The following is a 200-nucleotide window of genomic DNA, read 5'->3' on the forward strand; positions in this document are numbered from 1 at the left end:
GTGTGTTTCTCGGTTTCTTACTTAAATGTTTCTATTAGACAATATCCAGTTTTCAAAGAACACTATTCTGAGAGACTAAACCTCTCAAAACTAAACAAAGTAAAAGCGAACCGTGTAGGATTCCGTTAATTCCTTAGAAAGGAGGTGATCCAGCCGCACCTTCCGATACGGCTACCTTGTTACGACTTCACCCCAATTAT

1 rRNA gene is annotated in these 200 nt (G+C 39.5%); it reads right to left on the reverse strand.

What is annotated here, in order from left to right:
- Positions 1-137: 137 nt before the first annotated feature.
- Positions 138-200 (reverse strand): 16S ribosomal RNA (locus tag ACEN4I_RS13690); the annotation flags it as partial.

The organism is Desemzia sp. FAM 23990 (genome assembly GCF_045528485.1).
Taxonomy (GTDB): domain Bacteria; phylum Bacillota; class Bacilli; order Lactobacillales; family Carnobacteriaceae; genus Desemzia.